Source organism: Enterobacter sp. 342 (genome assembly GCF_036663495.1).
Taxonomy (GTDB): domain Bacteria; phylum Pseudomonadota; class Gammaproteobacteria; order Enterobacterales; family Enterobacteriaceae; genus Enterobacter.
In genome coordinates, this window is sequence record NZ_JAWUEI010000018.1 from 56,763 (window position 1) to 77,709 (window position 20,947).

At 54.6% G+C, this 20,947-nt stretch carries 18 protein-coding genes; 3 read left to right on the forward strand and 15 right to left on the reverse strand.

Annotation, left to right across the window (positions count from 1 at the left end; all coding sequences use genetic code 11):
• Positions 1-12 precede the first annotated feature (12 nt).
• From glrR to purL, 4 genes are all read right to left on the reverse strand, one after another.
• A complete protein-coding gene (gene glrR / locus V6E55_RS15385) occupies positions 13-1,350 on the reverse strand; it encodes a two-component system response regulator GlrR (RefSeq protein WP_114977493.1) in 1,338 nt (445 codons plus the stop codon).
• Positions 1,347-2,075: a two-component system QseEF-associated lipoprotein QseG gene (gene qseG, locus V6E55_RS15390; protein WP_316943267.1), complete on the reverse strand. Its 729-nt coding sequence runs from the start codon at positions 2,073-2,075 to the stop codon at positions 1,347-1,349. Before qseG ends, glrR begins: the two co-directional genes overlap by 4 nt.
• A gap of 1 nt (position 2,076) precedes the next feature.
• Positions 2,077-3,504 carry a two component system sensor histidine kinase QseE/GlrK gene (gene qseE, locus V6E55_RS15395; RefSeq protein ID WP_236920257.1) on the reverse strand — a complete coding sequence of 476 codons (1,428 nt, stop codon included), beginning with the start codon at positions 3,502-3,504 and terminating at the stop codon, positions 2,077-2,079.
• 529 nt (positions 3,505-4,033) lie between these two features.
• A complete protein-coding gene (purL, locus tag V6E55_RS15400) occupies positions 4,034-7,921 on the reverse strand; it encodes a phosphoribosylformylglycinamidine synthase (protein WP_114977490.1) in 3,888 nt (1,295 codons plus the stop codon).
• 267 nt (positions 7,922-8,188) lie between these two features.
• On the opposite strand from purL, the gene mltF reads away from it, so the two are divergent.
• Positions 8,189-9,739, forward strand: a complete 1,551-nt coding sequence (mltF, locus tag V6E55_RS15405) for a membrane-bound lytic murein transglycosylase MltF (protein WP_129995179.1) — start codon at positions 8,189-8,191, stop codon at positions 9,737-9,739.
• Here mltF and tadA read toward each other — a convergent pair.
• The 4 genes from tadA to murQ are packed head-to-tail and all read right to left on the reverse strand — an operon-like array spanning position 9,627 to position 13,096.
• Positions 9,627-10,166 (reverse strand): tRNA adenosine(34) deaminase TadA, encoded by a 540-nt coding sequence (gene tadA, locus V6E55_RS15410; RefSeq protein ID WP_032666645.1) that lies wholly within the window; start codon positions 10,164-10,166, stop codon positions 9,627-9,629. The two genes, mltF and tadA, sit on opposite strands and share 113 nt — an antisense overlap.
• Positions 10,167-10,190: 24 nt before the next feature.
• Complete coding sequence (yfhb, locus tag V6E55_RS15415; protein ID WP_028016066.1) at positions 10,191-10,826, reverse strand: phosphatidylglycerophosphatase C; 636 nt, start codon at positions 10,824-10,826, stop codon at positions 10,191-10,193.
• A gap of 3 nt (positions 10,827-10,829) precedes the next feature.
• On the reverse strand, positions 10,830-12,191 hold the full coding sequence (locus V6E55_RS15420; RefSeq protein ID WP_316943268.1) for a PTS transporter subunit EIIC: 1,362 nt from the start codon (positions 12,189-12,191) through the stop codon (positions 10,830-10,832).
• Positions 12,192-12,202: 11 nt separating this feature from the next.
• Positions 12,203-13,096, reverse strand: coding sequence for an N-acetylmuramic acid 6-phosphate etherase (gene murQ / locus V6E55_RS15425; RefSeq protein WP_129995177.1), 894 nt, complete (start codon positions 13,094-13,096; stop codon positions 12,203-12,205).
• Between the two features lie 118 nt (positions 13,097-13,214).
• Between murQ and V6E55_RS15430 the strand changes: the two genes are divergently transcribed.
• The gene (locus tag V6E55_RS15430; RefSeq protein ID WP_114977483.1) at positions 13,215-14,063 is read left to right on the forward strand and encodes a MurR/RpiR family transcriptional regulator; all 849 of its coding nucleotides are present in this window, start codon (positions 13,215-13,217) and stop codon (positions 14,061-14,063) included.
• Positions 14,064-14,109: 46 nt separating this feature from the next.
• Positions 14,110-14,370 carry a YfhL family 4Fe-4S dicluster ferredoxin gene (locus V6E55_RS15435; protein WP_008502177.1) on the forward strand — a complete coding sequence of 87 codons (261 nt, stop codon included), beginning with the start codon at positions 14,110-14,112 and terminating at the stop codon, positions 14,368-14,370.
• Here V6E55_RS15435 and acpS read toward each other — a convergent pair.
• The 7 genes from acpS to lepA all read right to left on the reverse strand — a co-directional run bounded on the left by acpS (position 14,367) and on the right by lepA (position 20,830).
• Complete coding sequence (gene acpS / locus V6E55_RS15440; RefSeq protein ID WP_129995175.1) at positions 14,367-14,747, reverse strand: holo-ACP synthase; 381 nt, start codon at positions 14,745-14,747, stop codon at positions 14,367-14,369. The two genes, V6E55_RS15435 and acpS, sit on opposite strands and share 4 nt — an antisense overlap.
• On the reverse strand, positions 14,747-15,478 hold the full coding sequence (gene pdxJ, locus V6E55_RS15445) for a pyridoxine 5'-phosphate synthase (RefSeq protein WP_129995174.1): 732 nt from the start codon (positions 15,476-15,478) through the stop codon (positions 14,747-14,749). Before pdxJ ends, acpS begins: the two co-directional genes overlap by 1 nt.
• Before the next feature lie 31 nt (positions 15,479-15,509).
• On the reverse strand, positions 15,510-16,217 hold the full coding sequence (recO, locus tag V6E55_RS15450; RefSeq protein WP_028016061.1) for a DNA repair protein RecO: 708 nt from the start codon (positions 16,215-16,217) through the stop codon (positions 15,510-15,512).
• 18 nt (positions 16,218-16,235) lie between these two features.
• Positions 16,236-17,141 (reverse strand): GTPase Era, encoded by a 906-nt coding sequence (gene era, locus V6E55_RS15455; protein WP_049005958.1) that lies wholly within the window; start codon positions 17,139-17,141, stop codon positions 16,236-16,238.
• Entirely contained in the window at positions 17,138-17,818 is a 681-nt protein-coding gene (gene rnc / locus V6E55_RS15460; RefSeq protein WP_003860711.1) for a ribonuclease III, read from the reverse strand. Before rnc ends, era begins: the two co-directional genes overlap by 4 nt.
• 222 nt (positions 17,819-18,040) lie before the next feature.
• Entirely contained in the window at positions 18,041-19,015 is a 975-nt protein-coding gene (gene lepB / locus V6E55_RS15465; protein WP_028016059.1) for a signal peptidase I, read from the reverse strand.
• A 15-nt stretch (positions 19,016-19,030) separates the two neighbouring features.
• Positions 19,031-20,830 carry a translation elongation factor 4 gene (gene lepA, locus V6E55_RS15470; protein ID WP_028016058.1) on the reverse strand — a complete coding sequence of 600 codons (1,800 nt, stop codon included), beginning with the start codon at positions 20,828-20,830 and terminating at the stop codon, positions 19,031-19,033.
• Between the last annotated feature and the right edge of the window lie 117 nt (positions 20,831-20,947).

Here is a 20,947-nt window from a genome sequence, read left to right on the forward strand (position 1 = left end):
AATTTTGCGGTACTACTCTTTAAAATCGTTCGCTTCCAGCTCGTGCCGCGACAGTAACTTGTAGAATTCGGTACGGTTACGCCCCGCCATTCGCGCCGCGTGGGTCACGTTGCCTTTGGTAATTTGCAGCAGCTTACGCAAATAGTTCAGTTCGAACTGATTCCGCGCTTCGGCAAACGTCGGCAATGCCGTGTTTTCCCCTTCCAGGGCCTGCTCTACCAGCGCGTCGCTGATAACCGGTGATGAGGTCAGCGCGACGCACTGCTCAATCACGTTCACCAGTTGACGCACGTTGCCCGGCCAGCTTGCGGCCATCAGCCGTTTCATCGCATCGGTGGAAAAGGCACGAACGAACGGTTTATGGCGATCGGCAGCCTGGCGTAAAAGATGGTTCGCCAGCAACGGAATGTCTTCCGCACGTTCGGCCAGCGCCGGGATCTTCAGGTTCACCACGTTAAGACGGTAGTAGAGATCTTCGCGAAACTCGTTGCGGGCCATCACCTTCGGTAAATCGCGGTGTGTCGCCGAAATAATACGCACGTTAATATCAATATCGCGGTTGCTGCCCAGCGGGCGAACTTTTCGCTCCTGCAACACGCGCAGTAATTTAACCTGCAGCGGCGCAGGCATGTCGCCAATCTCATCCAGGAAAAGCGTGCCGCCTTCCGCTGCCTGGAATAACCCTTCCCGGCTGCTTACCGCGCCAGTGAAAGCACCGCGGGCATGACCAAACAGTTCAGATTCGAGCAATTGTTCCGGGAGTGCGCCGCAGTTAATCGCAATAAAAGCGTTTTTGCTGCGCGGGCTGGCATTGTGAATCGCCTGCGCGAGGATCTCTTTCCCGGTACCGCTCTGGCCGTTAATGAGCACGCTGACGTCAGATTGCGCCACCATCCGGGCCTGTTCGAGCAGACGCAGCATAATGGGGCTGCGGGTGACGATAGACTCCCGCCATGCTTCATCATTCGATGGGGCAGCATGTTCCAGCGCGCTGTCGATAGCCTTATAAAGCGCATCTTTGTCCACCGGCTTGGTCAGGAAGCTGAACACCCCCTGTTGTGTCGCGGCAACCGCATCCGGGATCGACCCGTGTGCCGTGAGAATAATCACAGGCATACCCGGCTGCTGCTTCTGGATCTCCGCGAACAGCTGCAGGCCGTCCATTTCGTCCATCCGCAGGTCACTAATCACCAGGTCAATCTTCTCGCGGCTGAGAATTCTCAACCCCTCCTGCCCGCTCTCAGCGGTTACCACGCTGTAGCCTTCACTCGCCAGACGCATTCCCAGCAGCTTTAACAGCCCCGGATCGTCATCCACCAGTAAGAGATGAGCAGGTTTTCGGCTGGTCATGGCTTCACATCCTCTTGTTTCGGCGTATCGCTGTCCGGTGCAGCAGATGAACTCCCCGGCTGATATTTACGCGACGAAAGCTGTCTTTCGATATCGGTCAGGTTCTCCAGCTTACGTGTCGTGGTATCCAGTTGCGTACGCAAATGTTGCTGCTGTTGGCGTAACGTATCAAGCTCGCTGTCAGTGGACTGCTGCAACTTGCTGTAGCGGGAGCGTTCTTCAGACAGTTGAAGTTGTAATGTCTGCCCATCACGCCAGAGCTGGTATACCGGGCGAACCTGGACCGGAAGGTTGACCACAAACGTGTCCAGCCGGGTCACGTTGGCGCGGCGTTCAACGGGGGTAATTTTCGCATCTGCCAGTAAAATCCCGCGCTTGAAAGCGTCCTGCCAGGTGTCGTCATCCAGCATCGCTGCTTTCGAACGAGCGTCTACCGGTGCCAGACGCTGGGCGCAATCTATTCCACGTAGCCAGAACAGTGGGTTGCTTTCAACGTCATGGCCTGACAGGTTCCAGATGTCGTCACAGCGGGTTGATAGAAAATCTGCCAGTTGGTTATCTGGCCATTTATCTTCTTGTTTATCGCTAATCGCACTTTCCGGTGCATGGGAAACACACCCAGCCAGAAATAAACAAGGCAGGCTCAGGCGAAGCGTGTTGCGGGAAAACACCGCGCGTACGGCGCGGAAAAAGACGTGTGACATACTCACCAGACATAGATTCATGTTATTGATTTTTCCGGCTCAGGGGCAATTCGATACGGAAGCAAACATCCGAACGTTGGTCCGTGACAATGTTTAGCTCACCCTGCATGCGTCGTATGCAGTCCCGGGCGATGCTCAAGCCCAGACCACTTCCTTTAACTGCACCTTTACGCTGATGACTCCCCTGGAAAAAGGGCTCGAATATCATGGCTTTTTCGTCATCGGGGATCGGGGTGCCGGTATTAGCGACGTCAATAAACACCCGTGAACCATTCGTGTAACTCCGGATATAAATGTTACCGGATTCAGTACCATAGTGCACCGCATTGGAGTAAAGATTATCCAGAACGCTCATTAACAGCATGGGTTCAGCCAGGCACGCTGGTGCATTCAGTTCTACACCGGTATGCATCATTTTAGCTCTTGCTGGCAAGCTATGAGCGGAGATCACCATATCCACCAGCGGCTCAATCTCGACGTTTTCCAGTACAACCGCGCCATCAGCCAGCTTGCGGTTGTAATCCAGCAGTTGCTCAATCAGCTTTTGCAGATTGCGACTGCTGGCATCAAGGATCTCGACAATCTCTTTCTGTTCCGTTGTCAGCGGCCCGGCCACTTCGTCCGCCAGCAGTTCCGTGCCCTCACGCATGCTGGCCAGCGGCGTTTTAAGCTCATGGGAAATATGGCGCAGAAACTGATGACGCTGAGATTCGAGCCATGCCAGACGTTCAGACAGCCACATAATACGCTGCCCTACGGAGCGCAACTCACGCGGTCCTTTAAAGGCGACCGTATCACCGAGCGATTTTCCCTCTCCCAGACGGTTGATCATACGCTGAATGCCCTTCACCGGGCCGATGATCATGCGGGTAAAGAGCAGAACCAGCCCGAGACTCACCAGGAACAGCACCAGAGCCTGCCAGCCGAAGAACTGTCCACGTTCGGCAATCTCTTGCTGCAGTTGCTGCCCGCGCGAGAAAATTACGGTACGCGTTGACTGAACCATCTCGGTGTTGGCACTGGCAAAGGCTTCCAGGCGCGCGGCGGCGGTCGTATCCGGACCGCTATTTTTACACTGTAGCTGAGCAAGGTCGTTCAGATCCTGACGTAACGCTTTATACAGCTTGTCATCCGGCAACACCCCTGCGTGGGCATCCAGCATCTCGCTATAGCGTTTACGCTGATTCTGATACACCTTTTCCAGCGTACGATCGTCGAGCACACAGTACTGGCGATAGCTACGCTCCATCTCCAGCGCGGCATTGGTCATCGCTTCACTGCGCCTGGCGTCGATGAGCGTCGTGCGGTTAGTCAACGCCGCCTGAGCACTCAAGGCATTGAGACTTTGCCACGCCTGCCAGGCAAGGATAAGTAATGGCAGCAGGATCAGCAGGAAGGCCATCATGACAAGCTGTCGCAGGGAGCGGGGAAAAACGGGCCAGCGTTTCAACGCATTACTCTCTTAGTGGGGGTTTACGCAGAGCGTAACTGAGTCTGCCCTTCAGATACAACAAAGCCGGGTAAAAACCCGGCTTTGTTATGGAATGAGGCGGTGCCTAACTCGACGTTTCGCCCGGGCCTGATAAAGCATCGCTATAATCAGTAGTTGGACGGCAGGCACCTTTTTGTGCGTCATTCGAAGTTTATGTAGCACGTCCCGAAGGGGCTGACATAAGAGGGTGAATGAGCCACTGCTCAATATTATGCAACAGCCGTGCCAGAATGCAAAACTAAAAATTAACACATTGATATATATTACTTTTACTCATTTACGGTGTTAATTGTCTGCTGAATGATTTCCAGGCTAAGTGTCGCTATTAAGCAACACCTTAACGGGAAACTGTCGTGTCATATACAAATCAATAAGTTAAATGTCTCCTTTTGGAGACACCTATTTTACTGCGTTGTCGCGGTTTTGCGACAGGTATAAAAAAGCCCGGTGGCGTTTCCGCTCACCGGGCCTGCATTCATTTTATTGCTTAACCCAACTGTTTACGCGCGTTGCGGAAAATACGCATCCACGGGCTGTCCTCGCCCCAGTTTTCCGGGTGCCAGGAGTTGCTCACGGTACGGAATACACGCTCCGGGTGCGGCATCATGATGGTTGCACGACCGCTTTCGCTGGTAACAGCAGTGATACCGTTTGCCGAACCGTTCGGGTTGGCCGGGTAAGTTTGAGTGACCTTACCGAAGTTATCGACAAAGCGCAGCGCCACCAGGCCTTTGCTCTCAAGCTGAGCCAAATGTGCAGCGTCACGCACTTCAACCTGACCTTCACCGTGAGAGACCGCGATTGGCATCTGCGAACCGACCATGCCCTGCAGCAGCAGAGAAGGACTCTGAGTCACTTCCACCAGGCTAAAACGCGCTTCGAAACGGTCAGACTGGTTACGCACAAAGCGCGGCCAGGCTTCACTGCCCGGGATCAGCTCACGCAGGTTGGACATCATCTGGCAACCGTTGCACACGCCCAGCGCCAGCGTTTGCGGACGGTGGAAGAAGGTTTCGAATTCGTCACGCACGCGATTGTTGAACAGAATGGACTTCGCCCAACCTTCACCCGCGCCCAGCACGTCACCGTAGGAGAAGCCACCGCACGCCACCAGCGCCTGGAAATCTTCCAGACCGGTACGGCCAGCCAGCAGGTCGCTCATGTGAACGTCGATGGCATCAAAGCCCGCGCGGTGGAAGGCAGCGGCCATCTCAACGTGGGAGTTAACGCCCTGCTCACGCAGCACGGCCACTTTCGGACGCGCGCCAGTCGCAATGTACGGTGCAGCAATATCTTCGTTAATGTCGAAGGAGAGCTTCACGTTCAGGCCAGGATCGTTGTCATTTGCCTTTGCATTATGCTCCTGATCGGCACATTCCGGGTTGTCGCGCAGACGCTGCATCTGCCAGGTGGTTTCTGCCCACCACATACGCAGCGTCGTGCGGCTTTCGCTGAACACGGCATGACCGTCAGCTTCAATGACGAAGCGGTCGCCCTGAACGGCTTTACCCAGATAGTGCACACAATCTGCCAGTCCGTGCTTCGCCAGAATCGCTTCAACCGCGTCGCGATCTGCCGCACGTACCTGAATGACCGCACCCAGCTCTTCGTTAAACAGCGCCGCCAGATGGTCTTCGCTCAGAGAGGCAATATTCGCTTCCACACCACAGTGGCCGGTGAAGGCCATTTCTGCCAGCGTCACCAGCAGACCGCCATCGGAGCGATCGTGGTAAGCCAGCAGCTTACGCTGCGCAACCAGCGCCTGGATGGCATCGTAGAAGCCTTTTAGCTGCGCCACATCGCGCACGTCAGCTGGCTTATCGCCCAACTGACGGTAAACCTGCGCCAGCGCGGTCGCACCCAGCGCGTTGTTGCCTTTACCCAGGTCAATCAGCAACAGGGCGTTGTCTTCGGTCACGAGCTGCGGTGTAACGGTATGACGAACGTCTTCCACGCGAGCAAAGGCGGAGATAATCAGCGACAGCGGAGAGGTGATCTCGCGCTGCTCATTGCCTTCCTGCCAGCGGGTCTTCATCGACATAGAGTCTTTACCCACCGGAATGGTCAGACCCAGCGCAGGGCACAGCTCTTCACCCACCGCTTTGACCGCTTCATACAAGCCTGCGTCTTCACCCGGGTGGCCAGCAGCGGCCATCCAGTTCGCAGAAAGTTTGATACGCTTGATATCGCCAATCTGGGTTGCAGCGATGTTAGTCAGCGCTTCACCGACAGCCAGACGAGCAGATGCCGCGAAGTCCAGCAGCGCCACCGGGGTACGTTCGCCCAGTGCCATTGCTTCGCCGTAGTAGCTGTCGAGGCTCGCGGTGGTCACGGCGCAGTTAGCGACCGGGATCTGCCACGGGCCGACCATCTGATCGCGCGATACCATACCGGTCACGGTACGGTCGCCAATGGTCACGAGGAACGTTTTCTCTGCCACAGCCGGCAGGTGCAGTACACGGTTGACCGCTTCCGCAACGGTAATGCCCTGACGATCCAGCGCTTTTCCTGCCGCTTTACGGGTTTCAACATCGCGGGTCATCTTCGGCGTTTTACCGAGCAGAACGTCCAGCGGCAGATCGATCGGCTGGTTGTCAAAGTGGGTGTCGCTTAAGGAGAGGTGCAGTTCTTCGGTCGCTTCACCAATAACGGCATACGGCGCGCGCTCGCGGCGGCACAGCTCGTCAAACAGCGGTAATTGATCCGCAGCAACAGCCAGAACATAACGTTCCTGAGATTCGTTACACCAGATTTCCAGCGGGCTCATACCCGGCTCATCACTCAGGATGTCGCGCAGGTTGAAACGGCCACCGCGGCCGCCGTCGCTCACCAACTCCGGCATGGCGTTAGACAAACCGCCCGCGCCCACATCGTGAATAAACAGAATTGGGTTAGCTTCACCCAACTGCCAGCAACGGTCGATCACTTCCTGGCAACGACGCTCCATTTCCGGGTTGTCGCGCTGCACGGAAGCAAAGTCGAGATCCGCATCGGACTGACCAGAGGTCATAGAAGAAGCTGCCCCGCCGCCCAGGCCGATGTTCATTGCCGGGCCACCCAGCACGATCAGCTTCGCGCCCACGACGATCTCGCCTTTCTGCACGTGATCGGCGCGAATGTTGCCGATCCCACCCGCCAGCATGATCGGTTTGTGGTAACCGCGCAGCTCTTCGCCGTTGTGGCTGTCCACCTTCTCTTCATAAGTACGGAAGTAACCGTTCAGCGCCGGACGACCAAATTCGTTGTTAAACGCCGCGCCGCCCAGTGGGCCTTCGGTCATGATATCCAGCGCGGTGACAATGCGCTCTGGCTTACCGAAATCTTCTTCCCACGGCTGTTCAAAGCCCGGGATGCGCAGGTTGGAAACGGAGAAACCGACCAGACCGGCTTTTGGTTTTGCACCGCGGCCCGTTGCACCTTCATCACGGATTTCACCGCCGGAACCGGTCGCCGCACCCGGCCACGGGGAGATCGCCGTCGGGTGGTTATGGGTTTCAACTTTCATCAGGATGTGCGCAGGCTCCTGATGGAAGTCATAGCGCCCTGCTTCGCGATCGGCGAAGAAGCGGCCCACCTCGGAACCTTCCATAACCGCGGCATTGTCTTTATAAGCAGACAGCACGTGGTCTGGAGTTTTCTCCATGGTGTTTTTAATCATTTTGAACAGCGACTTCGGCTGCTGTTCGCCGTCAATAATCCAGTCGGCGTTGAAAATCTTGTGACGACAGTGTTCAGAGTTGGCCTGCGCGAACATATAGAGTTCGATGTCATTCGGATTGCGGTTCAGCTTAACAAACGCATCCTGCAGATAATCAATTTCGTCTTCTGCCAGTGCCAGGCCAAGACGCAGGTTCGCGTCAATCAGAGCCTGGCGCCCCTGCCCCAGCAAATCCACGCTCTGTACCGGCGCAGGCTGATGGTGGGAGAATAGCTTCTGCGCGTCATCGAGAGAGGCGAAAACACTCTCCATCATGCGGTCATGAAGCTCAGCTGCAACCGCCTGCCACTGTTCTTCGCTCAGGGTGGAAGCTTCCACATAGTACGCCACGCCGCGTTCCAGACGGTTAATCTGGCTCAGGCCACAGTTGTGGGCGATGTCGGTGGCTTTGGAAGACCAGGGGGAGATGGTGCCCGGACGCGGCGTCGCAAGGATCAGTTTGCCGGTTGGCGTATGGCTGCTCAGACTTGGGCCATACTTCAGCAGGCGTTCCAGCTGTACGCGCTCCTCAGCATTCAGAGGGGCATTCAGGTCAGCAAAATGGACATACTCAGCGTAAATATTGCTTACCGGAAGGTCGGCCGCCTGAAAACGTGCCAGCAGTTTGTTAATACGGAAGGCAGACAGTGCAGGCGAACCACGCAGAATTTCCATCATAAGTCTCTCGTCTTCGAAGCGCCGGGGCGCTTACAGTGTGCGCAAGGGGGGAAAACGGGCGTCATTATAGAGAATCCTGAGCGCCGACGAAACCGTTTGCGTCGAAATAAAATCTGCGCAGACATTTAACAATAGATGTGACCTGTCTCTCTAATGGGTTGCCAAGTGGCGCAAGTTTACGCAAAATGCCGCTCATTCAATGGCAAACCTTATTATTAACATGGCTACAGCAAACTGAGGCAACCGGCGTCGCAGAGAATTAACTAATTGAAAAAATTAAAGATTAATTATCTGCTCATCGGCATTGTGACGTTGCTGCTGGCAGTGGCCCTCTGGCCTTCCATCCCCTGGTTCGGCAAAGCCGAAAACCGTATCGCCGCCATAAAGGAGCGGGGGGAATTGCGCGTCAGTACCCTAAACTCTCCGCTGATCTACAGCGACATCAATGGCAAAGTTATTGGTCTGGATTACGAACTGGCCCAACAGTTCGCCGATTATCTTGGCGTAAAGCTTAAAATTACCGTCCGCCAGAATATCAACCAGCTGTTTGATGACCTCGATAACGACGATGCCGATATGCTCGCGGCCGGGCTGGTGTATAACAGCGAGCGCAGCAAGAACTATCAGCCAGGCCCGACCTACTACTCCGTTTCGCAGCAACTGGTCTACCGTGTCGGAAGCGTTCGCCCGCGCACGCTTGCTACCATTAACGATCAACAACTGACGATTGCCCCCGGCCATGTGGTGATTGACGATCTGCGTGAGCTCAAGGAGAAGAAATACCCGGACCTGAGCTGGACAGTCGATCCTAAACTCGGCACAACGGAACTGCTGGAACAGGTTAAAGATCAGAAACTGCCCTATACCATCGCTGATTCAGTCGCGATCAGTCTTTTCCAGCGCGTTCACCCTGAGATCGCCGTGGCGCTGGACGTCACCGACGAACAACCCGTTACCTGGTTTAGCCAGCTTGATGACGATCAGACCCTTTCTGCGGCGATGCTCGATTTCTTCAACACCATCAATGAAGACGGTACCCTGGCGCGTCTGGAGGAGAAGTATCTTGGCCACGGTGACGACTTTGACTATGTCGACACCCGTAGCTTCCTGCGCGCGGTAGACAGTGTCCTGCCAGACCTGCAGCCGTTGTTCGAAAAATACGCCCAGGAAATTGACTGGAAACTGCTGGCGGCTATCTCCTATCAGGAATCTCACTGGGATACCCAGGCCACGTCGCCCACAGGCGTACGCGGTTTAATGATGCTAACCAAAAATACCGCCCTGAGCCTGGGGGTGAATGACCGTACCGATGCCGAACAGAGCATCAGCGGTGGTGCTCGCTATCTGCAGGATATGATGGCCAAGGTACCGGAAACAGTACCGGAAGAAGAGCGGATCTGGTTCGCGCTGGCCGCCTACAACATGGGTTATGCGCATATGCTTGATGCACGAGCACTGACGGCGAAAACGAAAGGTAACCCGGACAGCTGGTCAGACGTTAAACAGCGATTGCCACTGCTGAGCCAGAAACCCTGGTACAACAAGCTGACATATGGCTACGCACGTGGACATGAGGCTTACGCCTACGTGGAAAATATCCGTAAATATCAGATAAGCCTGGTAGGATACCTGCTGGAGAAAGAGAAAGAAGCGGCAGAGGCAAAACAGCTGGCTCAAAGTTACCCGGTTGTGGCACCGGATGAACTTAATCGTCCGACAACTTCAATTCTGCCTTTTGTTGCTTTTTCTGCTGCCGGCGCATTCGAAAGAAATCACTTAGTAGCCCCGAACACTCTGGTGCAAGCACCCCGCCGATAGTCTTGACCTGATGGTTCATCCCCGGGTGTCCCAGAACATCCATCAGTGAGCCAGCCGCGCCGGTTTTTTCATCCCGCGCGCCGAAGACAAGCGTGCCAATACGGCTGTGTACCATCGCACCAGAACACATCACGCACGGCTCAAGCGTCACGTACAGCGTGGTGTCGAGCAGGCGATAGTTTTGCAACACCAGCCCACCTTGTCGAAGCGCCATGATTTCGGCGTGAGCAGTGGGATCGTGACGGCCAATCGGGCGATTCCAGCCTTCTCCAATCACCTGGTTGTTGTAAACCAGCACGGCCCCCACGGGGACCTCGCCCTCTTCCCAGGCACGTTGAGCCAGCGTTAGCGCGTGGCGCATCCAGTATTCATGATTGTGTTCAGGATTGGACAAGGGTTGATACTCCGGTCTTAAAGCGGGCGGCATTATACACACCCTCCAGAGAGAAGACTATTCGAGTTGCTGAAGTTCCCCCACCGGCGTGACACGCCAGCGATGCTGACAAAAATAGAGCAGCGGATTGTCCTGTTTGCTGTCACTGTAGCCGCTGTAAAGACGCAGCGGTGTACCGATGCGTTTCTCCAGTTGCACCACTTTTTCATGCCCCAGGCAACGCAGGGTGAGCACCCAACCGCCATAACCGCGAGCAATCTGTGTGGCGATTAGATTCACCCGAGGTAGCCATGGGGTATCAAAATAGACCTGCTCAACCAGCGTCTGCGGTGAACCGGTAATCAGCCAGATATCGGCATCGTTCGCATCGAGATAGCTGGTGAGACGCGCCTGAACGACAGGAAACGCGGCAACATGACCGCGAAACCAGTGTGCAAAATCCTGTTCGAGCTGTTTGAGTCGCGATTCACTGTGGCCAAACGTGCATCCCCACAACAGCAGACTCATCGGCCATCGCGCTGCCCGGCCTTTCACCAGCAACGCGATGCCAATCACGGGTAAGAGCGGTAATACGAGCAGTGCATTCAGAGGCTGACGCCGCAACAGGTAGCGCATAAACGTACCAAACATATCCTGCTGATGCAGCGTTCCATCCAGGTCGAAAAAGACAACGCGACGCTCGTAATTTGCCAAACCTTACTCCTCTGGATCGTTGAATCCTAACAGCCAGGTAAACAGGAACCCGGCTATCACTGCTACTAAATAGCCTAACAGATAGAGCATCACTTTTCCGGTCACGATGGTCAACGCCAGCGGTAAACCGGACAGTCCAAAAGTGATAACAGTGGCGACTTTCCAGTAGCTGATGAGTGCTCCACCTACCGCACCACCCAGACAGGCAGCGAGGAACGGTTTACCCAGCGGCAGTGTGACGCCAAAAATCAGCGGTTCCCCAATGCCAAGCAAACCGACCGGAAGTGCACCTTTAATCACTTTTTTCAGACGCATATTACGGGTTTTCATCAGCACCGCGATGGCCGCACCAACCTGCCCCACACCAGCCATAGAGAGGATAGGCAGAAGCGCGTTGTAACCGTGCGTCTGCACCAACTCGACATGGATCGGCACCAGCCCCTGATGCAGACCCGTCAGCACTAATGGCAGGAAAGTGCCAGACAACACCGCCCCCACTAACAGGCCGCCGCGATCGATCGCCAAAGACGCGCCATGGGCAATCGCTTCTGAGATCCAGCCGCCCAGTGGTTGCAGTGCAACAATCGCCACACTGCCGGTGATAAGTGTAGTCAGCAGTGGATTAAGGATAAGCTCAATCGATCCGGGTAAAAGAGCACGCAATTTTTTCTCGACCCAGCACATCAGGATCACCACCAGCAGTACAGCAATCACCCCGCCGCGCCCCGGCTGAAGCGCCTCGCCAAACAGGGTTATCTGTGCCAGTTGTGGGCTGGATAAAATCCCCGCCATCACCCCGCCCATGGCCATCGAACCACCAAACACCTTAGCCGTGTTCACCCCGACCAGAATGTTCATGATGGCAAACACTGCACTGCCGAATATCCCGAGAATACCCAGCAGGTTCGGATACTGAGTGGCAAAATCCCCAACAATATCCGGGCGCTTGAGGATGTTGATGATCCCGGTGATCAAACCAGAAGCAATAAACGCTGGGATCAACGGAATAAAGACGTTTGCCAGCTGGCGCAGCGCATCGCTCATGGGGGCTTTGTATTTGGCCTTCGCCTGCGCTTTGGTGCGTTCAGCATCGTCAATTACTACGCTTGCTCCGCTGCCCATCAGTGCACGCATGGCATCAACCACCTGTGCCGCTTTCCCCGGCCCGACGATCAGCTGGTGCTGTTGCCCCTGTTTCACATAGCCGCTGACGCCGGAAAGTTGCTTCAGACGCGGCACATCAAGCTGGTCGTCGTTATGCACCTCGACGCGCACGCGCGTCATGCAGTTTTCCAGACGCTGAATATTTTCTTCCCCACCAATTCCCTGCAGGATATTGCTGGCGAGCGCTGCTGTTTTATCCATACACGCCTCTGTTAGTTTTCTAATGCCGCCCGTAAGAACCCATTATGCGCAGTGAGTTTGGCTCTCGCGGCCGCAGCGTCCAGACCACTTAAGATCATCAGAATGGCCGGTTTAACATCGTGATCGGTTTGTTTGAGTACAGCTTCCGCCTCTTCACGGCTTGCACCCGTCGCTTCCATCACCATGCGACAGGCTCTGTCCACTAACTTGATGTTGGTCGCCTGCATATCCACCATCAGGTTCTGGTAAACCTTGCCGAACTTCACCATTGCACCGGTGGAGATCATATTGAGCACCAGCTTTTGTGCGGTCCCGGATTTCAGGCGCGTGGAGCCGGTCAGCGCTTCCGGCCCTACAACCGGGGAAATAGCAATGGCAGCGACCTGTGCAATCGGAGAGCCTGGATTACAGGAAATGGCTACCGTTGTGCAGCCGGTCTGGTTGGCGTATTCCAGCCCGCCAATGACGTACGGCGTGCGTCCGGATGCTGCCAGCCCGACCACCAGATCCTTCGCTGTCAGATTCAGAGCCTTCAGGTCCTCCTCACCCAGCTGTTTGTTATCTTCCGCCCCTTCAACAGCTTTCAGCAGCGCACCTGGACCACCGGCAATCAACCCGACCACCAGACCGTGTGGAACACCAAACGTCGGTGGGCATTCGGACGCATCCAGCACGCCAAGACGCCCGCTGGTTCCGGCCCCCATATAAATAATACGACCACCCGCCTTCAGTGCTTCCGCCGCGGCATCGACAGCTTTCGCCACCTCAGGTAATGTCTCTTTCACTGCCTGCGCGACCAGCGTATCCTGTTGATTAAAACGGTTAACCAGCTCAAGGGTGGAAAGTGCATCCAGATCCATGGTTTGCGGGTTACGCGTTTCTGAAACAAGTGAGCCAAGATTCATGTTTTGTACCTCAGGAATTTTTAATTCATAATAATCACACTATAATGGAATATAAAATTCATTCAGGCGAGCAAAATTCGTATTTGCGCAGATAATCACATTTTCGCCAGGAGAACCTATGAACTGTTTAATTCGTATTCGCCAGCGATATGCAGGCTTTGCTCAAAGCGACAAAAAGCTGGCGGATTTTCTGCTTTCTCAGCCCGATCACGCCCGCCATCTCAGCTCGCAGCAACTGGCGAGTGAAGCCGGTGTGAGTCAATCAAGCGTGGTGAAATTTGCCCAGAAGATTGGCTTTAAGGGATTCCCCGCCCTCAAACTGGCGATTAGCGAAGCGCTGGTGAGCAATCCCAATCCGCAGTCGATGCCCGTACATAACCAGATCCGTGGTGATGACCCGATGCGTCTGGTTGGGGAAAAGCTGATTAAAGAAAACGTCGCAGCCATGCATGCCACCCTGGACGTGAATTCCGAAGAAAAGCTGCTGGAAAGTGTGGCGATGCTGCATGCGGCGCGGCGTATCATTTTGACCGGCATCGGTGCGTCTGGACTTGTGGCGCGTAACTTTGGCTGGAAGCTGACAAAAATTGGGCTTAACGCCATCGTAGAGCAGGATATGCATGCCCTGCTGGCGACCGTACAGGCGATGGATCCTGACGATCTTCTGCTGGCAATCTCCTATTCCGGTGAGCGTCGTGAAATCAACATGGCGACCGACGAAGCCCTGCGTGTCGGCGGTAAAATACTGGCAATCACCGGTTTTACCCCAAATGCCCTGCAACAGCGGGCAACGCGCTGTCTATATACCATTGCCGAAGAGCAGGCTACGCGCAGTGCGGCTATCTCGTCCACCAGTGCGCAAATGATGCTGACCGATCTGCTGTTCATGGCACTGGTGCAGCAGGATCTGGAGCACGCGCCCGAGCGCATTCGTCACAGCGAAGAACTGGTAAAGAAACTGGTTTGACGCGTATAATGCCCGCCCAGTTTGTGTTGTTTCTGAGAATTTCCTGATGGCGCTGTTAATTACCAAAAAATGCATCAATTGCGATATGTGCGAACCCGAATGCCCGAACCAGGCGATTTCGATGGGCGACAGCATTTATGAGATTAACAGCGACCGCTGCACCGAATGCATCGGCCACTATGAGACGCCGACTTGTCAGAAAGTGTGCCCGATCCCCAATACCATCCTGAAAGATCCGGCACACGTCGAGAGCGAAGAGCAGCTATGGGATAAGTTTGTCCTGATGCATCATGCGGACAAACTTTAACTTTCGATGATCACCGTTGCGCTTGCATAGTGGCGTTCATCCGCGATCGTCACGTGCATATGGTTCACGCCCAGCCTTTCCGCAAGCTTTTGCGCCTCACCCCATAAACGCAGGCGCGGTTTACCCAGTTCGTCGTTAAACACTTCAAACTGGTTAAATGCCAGACCATTTCGAATACCAGTCCCGAAGGCTTTGGCTGCCGCCTCTTTTACCGCAAAGCGCTTGGCCAGAAAACGCACCGGTTGCTGATGCGCTTCCCAGATGGCCCATTCGTTATCGCTTAGCACACGCCTTGCCAGGCGATCGCCGCTACGGGCGATCACCGCTTCAATACGGGCTATTTCAACGATATCCGTGCCTAAGCCCAGAATGGCCATTACTTGCGCGCTTCCAGCATCAGGCGTTTCATCTCTGATACCGCCTCTTTCAGGCCACTCATCACTGCACGGCCAATAATCGCATGACCGATATTCAGCTCATGCATTTCTGGCAGGGCGGCGATGGCTTTTACGTTGTGGTAGGTGAGGCCATGCCCGGCATTGACCTTCAGGCCCAGGCTTGAGGCATACGTGGCAGCTTTGGCGATACGCTCCAGCTCTTTGGCCTGCTCTGCATCGCTTTCAGCATCAGCATAACAACCGGTATGAATTTCGATATACGGTGCCCCCACATCGGCTGCCGCTTTGATCTGGGCGAAATCGGCGTCGATAAACAGAGAAACCAGGATGCCGGCATCGGCCAGACGTTTGCAGGCATCGCGCATTTTGTCGAGCTGCCCTGCAACATCCAGACCGCCTTCGGTCGTCACTTCCTGACGCTTTTCCGGTACCAGGCAGCAGAAATGGGGTTTAGTCTCGCAGGCAATCGCCAGCATCTCTTCCGTGACGGCCATCTCCAGATTCATACGGGTATCCAGCGTCTGACGCAGAATACGTACGTCGCGATCTGTGATATGGCGACGGTCCTCACGCAGATGAACGGTAATGCCGTCGGCGCCAGCCTGCTCGGCGATAAATGCCGCCTGAACCGGGTCAGGATAAGCCGTGCCGCGCGCATTACGCAGTGTGGCGATATGATCAATGTTGACGCCTAACAGTAATTCAGCCATGACAATCCTCGGTTTTCTTTTGGTTCTGTCTCTAACGTTTCGGCATAAACTGCCTGAATAATTCGCGGCTCTTTAAGGGCTTGCCGCCAAGATACGGCTTGAGGGCAATGCGGGTAAAGCGTTTTGCAGCGCGCAGTGTGTCCTGATCAGGAAACTCGCGCTCATACAGCGCCCGGAGATGACGACCGGTAAACGTGCTGTTATCAATTACGACGCTGGCAATAAAACCTTTTTCTTCCCGATAACGGTAGGTCATCGTGTCCTCGACCTCGTCTCCGCTCCCCGCACAATGCAGAAAATCGACGCCATATCCCAGATGTCCCAGCAGCGCCAGTTCGAAACGACGCAGCGCAGGTTCGGGGGTACCGGTGGTACCAGCCAGTGCCTGAATACAGTGCAGATAATCGAAGAAAAGTTCAGAGAAGCGAGTCTCATGTTCAAGAACGCGCGAGATGAGTTCGTTGATATACAAACCGCTGTACAGCGTGATACCTGAAAGGGGAAGTGCCAGAGAGACGGCTTCGGCACTGCGCAGGGTTTTGACCTCCCCTCGCCCACCAAAACGAACCAGCAAGGGAGTGAAAGGCTGTAAGGCACCTTTCAGGTTAGAACGTTTGGAACGTGCGCCTTTCGCAACAAGGCGCACGCGGCCCGACTCTTCCGTGAAGACGTCCAGCATGAGGCTGGTTTCGCTCCAGGGACGACTATGCAGGACAAAGGCACGCTGCCATCCATCCATCATACTCGTCGTCTTGAGTTATTGGTCTTCGCCGTAACCGAGGCTGCGCAGAGCACGCTCGTCATCGGCCCAGCCAGATTTCACTTTCACCCACAGTTCCAGGTGAACCGGGGCTTCGAACATCTCCTGCATGTCTTTGCGGGCTTCAATGCCGATGGTTTTGATCTTGGCACCTTTGTTGCCAATGACCATCTTCTTCTGCCCTTCACGCTCAACGAGGATCAGGCCATTGATATCATAACCGCCGCGCTCGTTGCTCTGGAAACGTTCGATTTCTACCGTCACGGAGTATGGCAGCTCAGCACCGAGGAAACGCATCAGCTTTTCACGGATGATCTCAGAAGCCATAAAGCGTTGGGAGCGATCGGTAACGTACTCTTCCGGGAAGTGATGGATCGCTTCCGGCAGATGCTTACGCACGATACCCGCGATGGTATCCACGTTCAGACCGGTCTCGGCAGACAACGGTACGATGTCGAGGAAATTCATCTGGCTACCGAGCCACTGCAGATGCGGCAGAAGGTCAGCCTTTTCCTGTACGTTGTCCACTTTGTTGACCGCGAGGATGACCGGCGTTTTACCGTCACGCAGTTTGTTCAGCACCATTTCGTCGTCCGGCGTCCAGCGGGTGCCTTCAACAACGAAAATGACCAGCTCAACGTCGCCAATAGAGCTGCTTGCCGCCTTGTTCATCAGGCGGTTAATGGCGCGCTTCTCTTCCATGTGCAGGCCTGGCGTATCGACGTAAATCGCCTGATACGCGCCTTCAGTATGAATGCCGACGATGCGGTGACGCGTAGTCTGCGCCTTACGCGAGGTGATAGAAATCTTCTGCCCGAGCAGATTATTCAGCAGGGTGGATTTGCCGACGTTCGGACGTCCGACGATGGCAATAAATCCGCAATAGGTTTTTTCTTCGCTCATTCCAGCTCCAGCATTTTCAACGCCTGTTCGGCGGCAGCCTGTTCAGCCTTACGACGGCTAGAACCTGTGCCCACCACCGGTTCACTCAGGCCACTGACCTGGCAATGGATGGTAAATTCCTGATCGTGCGCTTCGCCACGTACCTGCACCACCAGATACGATGGCAGCGGTAAATGACGCCCCTGCAAATATTCCTGCAAACGCGTTTTCGGATCTTTTTGTTTATCGCCCGGACTGATTTCGTCCAGACGGGTCTGATACCAGTTCAGGATCAGCTTTTCTACGGTCTGGATATCGCTGTCCAGGAACACGCCACCAATTAATGCTTCGACCGTATCGGCAAGAATCGATTCACGACGGAAGCCGCCGCTTTTCAATTCACCCGGCCCAAGACGCAGACATTCGCCCAGTTCAAATTCGCGCGCGATTTCCGCAAGGGTATTACCCCGAACCAGCGTGGCACGCATGCGGCTCATATCACCTTCATCCACACGCGGGAAACGATGATAAAGCGCATTCGCAATCACGAAACTTAAAATAGAGTCACCTAAAAATTCGAGGCGCTCATTATGTTTGCTGCTGGCACTGCGATGGGTTAATGCCTGTTGCAACAACTCCTGATGATGAAAAGTGTAGCCCAGCTTCCGTTGAAGCCGATTAATTACGATGGGGTTCATGCGATACCAATAAATGAATGCGTCAAAAATGCAGCACACGAAACCGACCTGAGAAAACCAACGCGGTTTCGTGTGCCGTGGCACCTTTGCAGGGCCAACCTTAAACTTCGGGGGAATATTCTATACACAACGACAGGGGATGTCGTTAGTTCGAAGAGATTTATCGCTGAAATAATTCACGTAGCCGCTAATTAAAGCGGCTACGCGTTCATTTAATGAGAATTAATGGATTCCGCCAATACGATTCAGGCGTACGCCGGTCGGCCATTCACCTTCCTGCTTCTCAAAACTCATCCAGATTGCGGTCGCTTTACCCACCAGATTCGCTTCAGGTACAAAGCCCCAGTAACGGCTGTCCGCAGAATTATCGCGGTTATCACCCATCATGAAGTAGTGTCCCGGAGGCACAATCCAGCTTGCCAGCTGCTGACCCGGTTGCTTGTAATACATACCCAGCTGATCCTGCGCAATCGGCACGGTCAGGATACGGTGTGTCACATCACCCAGCGTCTCTTTACGCTCAACCAGACGAATACCGTTCTCTTTGGTTTCACCTTTCGGTACCTGGAAGAACCCGCTGGTCGCCTCGCCGCCGTTACGACGGGCAAAGGTCTGGACAAAATCACTTGGCTCAACGTTTGAGTAGGTGATTGGCAGCGCGTTCTCACACGCCGTACCGGAGCTGCAGCCCGGCTGAACGGTGACTTCCTTCGCAACCGGATCATAAGTGACCTTATCACCCGGCAGACCTACCGCACGCTTGATGTAGTCCAGGCGCGGATCTTCCGGATATTTAAACACCACGATGTCGCCACGTTTTGGATGACCCGTTTCGATCAGTGTTTTCTGATAGATAGGATCTTTGATGCCGTAGGCAAACTTCTCAACCAGAATAAAATCACCAATCAGCAGCGTTGGCATCATTGAACCTGACGGGATCTGGAACGGTTCGTAAATAAACGAACGTACCACCAGCACAATCGCCAGCACCGGGAATACCGAGGCTCCTGTTTCCAGCCAGCCCGGTTTCGGGCCGACTTTCTTCAGCGTTTTCGCATCCAGCTGATCGCCTGTGGCTGCCTGAGCGGCAGCCTGGCGTTCACGGCGTTTTGGGGCGAAGATAAACTTATCCAGACACCACAACAGACCTGTCACCAGGGTAGCAATGACCAGGATCAGGGCAAACATGTTCGCCATGCCAACTCCTTAGGGTTATTTGCTGTCTTTACCAACATGAAGGATGGCAAGGAATGCTTCCTGCGGCAGCTCGACGTTACCGACCTGCTTCATACGCTTCTTACCTTCTTTCTGCTTCTGCAGCAGCTTTTTCTTACGGCTGACGTCACCGCCATAGCACTTAGCCAGTACGTTTTTACGCAGCTGTTTTACGGTAGAACGGGCAATAATGTGGTTGCCAATGGCTGCCTGAATCGCGATATCAAACTGCTGACGCGGGATCAGGTCTTTCATCTTCTCAACCAGTTCACGACCACGATATGGTGCATTGTCGTTGTGGGTGATCAGTGCCAGCGCATCCACGCGCTCGCCGTTGATCAGCACGTCCACACGTACCATGTTGGAGGCCTGGAAGCGTTTGAAGTTGTAATCCAGTGACGCATAGCCACGAGAGGTAGACTTCAGACGATCGAAGAAGTCGAGTACCACTTCCGCCATCGGGATTTCATAGGTCAGCGCCACCTGGTTACCGTGGTAAACCATGTTGGTCTGCACACCACGCTTCTCGATACACAGCGTAATGACGTTACCCAGGAACTCCTGCGGCAGCAGCATGTGACACTCAGCAATCGGCTCGCGCAGTTCGTGAATGTTGTTCAGCGGTGGAAGCTTGGACGGGCTGTCGACGTAGATCACTTCTTTCGAGGTGGTTTCAACTTCATAGACTACGGTCGGTGCAGTGGTGATCAGATCCAGATCGTATTCACGCTCCAGACGCTCCTGAATGATCTCCATGTGCAGCAGGCCGAGGAAGCCGCAGCGGAAGCCGAAGCCCAGCGCCGTAGAGCTCTCTGGCTCATAGAACAGTGAGGCGTCGTTCAGGCTAAGCTTACCGAGTGCATCGCGGAAGTTTTCGTAGTCGTCAGAGCTGACCGGGAACAGACCCGCGTAAACCTGCGGTTTCACCTTTTTAAAACCTGGCAGTGCTTTATCTGCCGGGTTACGTGCCCCCGTCAGGGTATCGCCCACTGGCGCGCCGAGGATATCTTTGATTGCACAGACCAACCAGCCTACCTCGCCGCACTTCAGCTCGGTACGGTCAACCTGTTTTGGCGTGAAGATGCCCAGACGATCCGCGTTGTAAACTTGCCCGGTACTCATTACCTTGATTTTGTCGCCTTTACGCATGGTGCCGTTTTTAATACGCACCAGGGAGACAACGCCAAGGTAGTTATCAAACCAAGAGTCGATGATCAGCGCCTGCAGTGGGCCATCCGGGTCACCTTCAGGGGCCGGGATATCACGAACCAGACGTTCCAGAACATCGGTCACGCCCACGCCCGTTTTAGCGGAGCAGCGTACTGCATCAGTCGCGTCGATACCGACAATATCTTCAATCTCTTCCGCTACGCGCTCAGGATCAGCGGCTGGCAGGTCGATCTTATTCAGAACCGGCACAACTTCGAGATCCATTTCCATCGCGGTGTAGCAGTTTGCCAGGGTCTGTGCTTCTACACCCTGCCCGGCATCCACCACCAGCAGCGCGCCTTCACAGGCTGCCAGCGAGCGTGATACTTCATAGGAGAAGTCAACGTGGCCTGGGGTGTCGATAAAGTTTAACTGATAGGTTTCACCATCAGCCGCTTTGTAATCCAGCGTGACGCTCTGCGCTTTAATGGTGATACCGCGTTCGCGTTCCAGGTCCATGGAGTCCAGAACCTGGGCTTCCATTTCACGATCAGACAGGCCACCGCAAATCTGGATAATACGGTCAGACAGCGTCGACTTACCGTGGTCAATGTGAGCAATGATCGAAAAGTTACGTATGTTCTTCATATAGTTAAATAATTATGCCTTACGAATTCCTGGAGGCCGCTGTTCTTAGCCTGACGTTTTTCAGTGCGAAAACGCAGCATTCTACACTACATCCTCGCTACCTGGAAATGCACTTAG

What these genes read in the sequence shown, in the direction of transcription:
- glrR (WP_114977493.1), bottom strand. Translation starts at nt 1,350, where the DNA reads ATGACCAGCCGAAAACCTGCTCATCTCTTACTGGTGGATGACGATCCG.
- qseG (WP_316943267.1), bottom strand. Translation starts at nt 2,075, where the DNA reads ATGAATCTATGTCTGGTGAGTATGTCACACGTCTTTTTCCGCGCCGTA.
- purL (WP_114977490.1), bottom strand. Translation starts at nt 7,921, where the DNA reads ATGATGGAAATTCTGCGTGGTTCGCCTGCACTGTCTGCCTTCCGTATT.
- tadA (WP_032666645.1), bottom strand. Translation starts at nt 10,166, where the DNA reads ATGCCGCCCGCTTTAAGACCGGAGTATCAACCCTTGTCCAATCCTGAA.
- V6E55_RS15420 (WP_316943268.1), bottom strand. Translation starts at nt 12,191, where the DNA reads ATGGATAAAACAGCAGCGCTCGCCAGCAATATCCTGCAGGGAATTGGT.
- murQ (WP_129995177.1), bottom strand. Translation starts at nt 13,096, where the DNA reads ATGAATCTTGGCTCACTTGTTTCAGAAACGCGTAACCCGCAAACCATG.
- V6E55_RS15430 (WP_114977483.1), top strand. Translation starts at nt 13,215, where the DNA reads ATGAACTGTTTAATTCGTATTCGCCAGCGATATGCAGGCTTTGCTCAA.
- V6E55_RS15435 (WP_008502177.1), top strand. Translation starts at nt 14,110, where the DNA reads ATGGCGCTGTTAATTACCAAAAAATGCATCAATTGCGATATGTGCGAA.
- acpS (WP_129995175.1), bottom strand. Translation starts at nt 14,747, where the DNA reads ATGGCCATTCTGGGCTTAGGCACGGATATCGTTGAAATAGCCCGTATT.
- pdxJ (WP_129995174.1), bottom strand. Translation starts at nt 15,478, where the DNA reads ATGGCTGAATTACTGTTAGGCGTCAACATTGATCATATCGCCACACTG.
- recO (WP_028016061.1), bottom strand. Translation starts at nt 16,217, where the DNA reads ATGGATGGATGGCAGCGTGCCTTTGTCCTGCATAGTCGTCCCTGGAGC.
- era (WP_049005958.1), bottom strand. Translation starts at nt 17,141, where the DNA reads ATGAGCGAAGAAAAAACCTATTGCGGATTTATTGCCATCGTCGGACGT.
- rnc (WP_003860711.1), bottom strand. Translation starts at nt 17,818, where the DNA reads ATGAACCCCATCGTAATTAATCGGCTTCAACGGAAGCTGGGCTACACT.
- lepB (WP_028016059.1), bottom strand. Translation starts at nt 19,015, where the DNA reads ATGGCGAACATGTTTGCCCTGATCCTGGTCATTGCTACCCTGGTGACA.
- lepA (WP_028016058.1), bottom strand. Translation starts at nt 20,830, where the DNA reads ATGAAGAACATACGTAACTTTTCGATCATTGCTCACATTGACCACGGT.